Genomic DNA, 2489 nt, shown 5'->3' on the forward strand with positions numbered 1-2489 from the left:
GCCTGGGCATACGCCACGTCGGCGAGGCGACGGCCAAGGAGCTGGCGCGCCATTTCGGCAAGCTGGACGCCATCATGGATGCCACCGAAGAGCAACTGCTGGAAGTCAGCGATGTGGGGCCGATCGTGGCGCAGAGTATTCGCACCTTCTTTGAGCAGGCGCACAACCGCGAAGTGGTCGAGCAACTGCGCGCCTGTGGCGTGGCCTGGGAGGAGGGCGAACCAGCTGCCCGGGCGCCCCAGCCGTTGTCGGGCAAGACTTTTGTCATCACCGGCACATTACCCACCTTGAGCCGCGACGAGGCCAAGGACAGGGTGGAGGCCGCAGGCGGCAAGGTGGCTGGCTCTGTCAGTAAAAAAACCGACTACGTGGTGGCCGGCGAAGAGGCTGGCAGCAAGCTGGTCAAGGCCCAAACACTGGGTGTTCCGGTCATCGACGAAGCGGCCTTGCTGGCCCTGCTGGCTGGCCCACCCGGATAGTTTCAGGCTCACGGGAGGCAACACACCCATGCAGGCATTCGAAAACCTCAACTCTGCGGACCTCCTGGACTCGCTCCTGAGCCTGTCTTCGGCGTTCGTCTTTGGCGCCTTGATCGGTTTTGAGCGCCAGTACCGGCAACGCACCGCAGGACTTCGCACCAACGTATTGGTGGCCGTAGGCGCCGCGATTTTTGTCGACATGGCGAATCGGCTGACCGGCGCGCAGGGCGCAGTGCATGTGGTGGCCTATGTGGTTTCGGGCATCGGCTTTCTGGGTGCCGGCGTGATCATGCGTGAGGAAGGTAATGTGCGCGGGCTCAACACGGCCGCTACCTTGTGGTGCTCGGGTGCTGTGGGCGCCTGCGCGGGGGCTGATCTGGTAGTGCAGGCAGGCATTGCCACGCTGTTCGTGCTGGCGGCCAATACCTTGCTGAGGCCCATCGTCAACCAGATCAATCGCTTGCCACTGGACGTGCAGTCGGCCGAGGTAACCAACTCGGTCTATGTGGTCACGAACGGGGGGCATCAAAAAGAGGTGCTGGGTGCCCTGGAGAAATCGCTGGAGGAGCTGCACTATCCGACCAACGACCTCAAAGTGTCCGCCTTCGGCGAGGAAAGCGTAAAAATCCAGGCGACGCTGGTCGCCATTGCGGTGGATGGCCCCGCGATGGACCGCCTTGTCAGTCAGCTCGGTGAGTTGCCTGCGGTCAGCCAGGCTTACTGGAGCGCCAGCACCACGGAATAGTGCGTCAAGGAAGCGCCTTACATGGCGTTACCGGGGTTTGCACGCCGGACGTCACGCCAGGCGACTACGCCGGACGTTGAAAAGACCTGTACACACAGGAGTTTTTCATGAATTACAAACGTTTATCTGTCCTGGCAGGGGCTGCCGGCCTGGCTGTTTTGCTGTCTGGCTGCGTGGTGGCGCCGATTGCCCCGCGTCCGGTGGCTGTTTACCCGGCCCGCCCTGTCTACGTAGAGCCAGCCCCCGTGGTGGTGGTTCCCGCGCCCGGCTATTACCGGGGTTGGGGCTACCGGCATTGGCGCTAAAACTTCCCCGATGAGGCCCTGCGACACGATAATTGGCGCATGACCATTCGCGAAATCCTCAAAATGGGCGACCCGCGGCTGCTGCGCGTGGCTCAGCCCGTGACCGCCTTCGACACCGACGAGCTGCACCTGCTCATTGCTGACATGTTCGATACCATGCGCGCTGTCAACGGTGCCGGCCTGGCAGCCCCACAAATTGGGGTCGACCTGCAGCTGGTAATTTTCGGGACTGACACGGTCAACCCACGCTATCCCGATGCACCGGTAGTGCCCCGCACCGTCTTGCTGAACCCTTTGATTACGCCCCTGGGGCCTGAAGAAGAGGGCGGCTGGGAAGGCTGCCTTTCCGTACCCGGTCTGCGCGGCCTGGTCCCGCGCCTTTCGCGAATTCGTTACAGCGGCTTTGACCAGTACGGTGATGCGATTGAGCGTTCGGTGGACGGTTTTCACGCGCGGGTGGTGCAGCATGAGTGCGATCACCTGATTGGCAAGCTTTATCCCATGCGCATCCGCGACTTCAGCCAGTTTGGCTTTACCGAGGTGCTTTTCCCCGGACTGGACGCGTCGGACGACGACTGACCGAGGACGCCTCGAGGGGTACACTGAAGCTGATCGAGGGCTATTTCGCCCCGCCAGAGCGTGTTGTACGCAAGGAAAGCTTCCGGATGTCGCACGCTCCCGTTTCGGGAGCAGTTCCCATCACCGGAGCTGCTTCGCCACCTCCTTACCAGCTGAAATTTGAAACCGTGAGCGGTAGTGGCGACGACCTGCAGCTGCGCTCGTTGCTGGACCGCCAGCAATTCCATGATCCCTTGGGCGAAGCGGAACGCGAAGGCATTTCCTCGTCGGCTTGGCCGATATTCGGTTTGCTCTGGCCCTCGGGCCGCGTGCTGGCCCATGCCATGCTGACCTTCGAGCTGGAAGGCAAGCGCATTCTGGAGCTGGGCTGCGGCCTGGCGC

At 62.3% G+C, this 2489-nt stretch carries 5 protein-coding genes; all 5 read left to right on the plus strand.

Annotation, left to right across the window (positions count from 1 at the left end; genetic code table 11):
- Positions 1–479: helix-hairpin-helix domain-containing protein (locus AC1D1P_RS20810; RefSeq protein WP_477674273.1), on the plus strand; the 479-nt coding region annotated here is incomplete at its 5' end.
- A gap of 28 nt (positions 480–507) precedes the next feature.
- Entirely contained in the window at positions 508–1224 is a 717-nt protein-coding gene (locus AC1D1P_RS20815) for an MgtC/SapB family protein (RefSeq protein ID WP_477674274.1), read from the plus strand.
- A gap of 107 nt (positions 1225–1331) precedes the next feature.
- A complete protein-coding gene (locus tag AC1D1P_RS20820; RefSeq protein WP_477669509.1) occupies positions 1332–1529 on the plus strand; it encodes a hypothetical protein in 198 nt (65 codons plus the stop codon).
- Between the two features lie 39 nt (positions 1530–1568).
- On the plus strand, positions 1569–2108 hold the full coding sequence (gene def / locus AC1D1P_RS20825; RefSeq protein ID WP_457280842.1) for a peptide deformylase: 540 nt from the start codon (positions 1569–1571) through the stop codon (positions 2106–2108).
- Between the two features lie 86 nt (positions 2109–2194).
- Positions 2195–2489 (plus strand): class I SAM-dependent methyltransferase (locus tag AC1D1P_RS20830; protein WP_477674275.1); only part of this gene is annotated, 295 nt, incomplete at its 3' end.

It is taken from the genome of Polaromonas sp. P1_E1_2 (assembly GCF_056406035.1).

Coding starts and splice junctions, on each gene's coding strand:
- def (WP_457280842.1), top strand. CDS start 1,569: ATGACCATTCGCGAAATCCTCAAAATGGGCGACCCGCGGCTGCTGCGC.
- AC1D1P_RS20815 (WP_477674274.1), top strand. CDS start 508: ATGCAGGCATTCGAAAACCTCAACTCTGCGGACCTCCTGGACTCGCTC.
- AC1D1P_RS20820 (WP_477669509.1), top strand. CDS start 1,332: ATGAATTACAAACGTTTATCTGTCCTGGCAGGGGCTGCCGGCCTGGCT.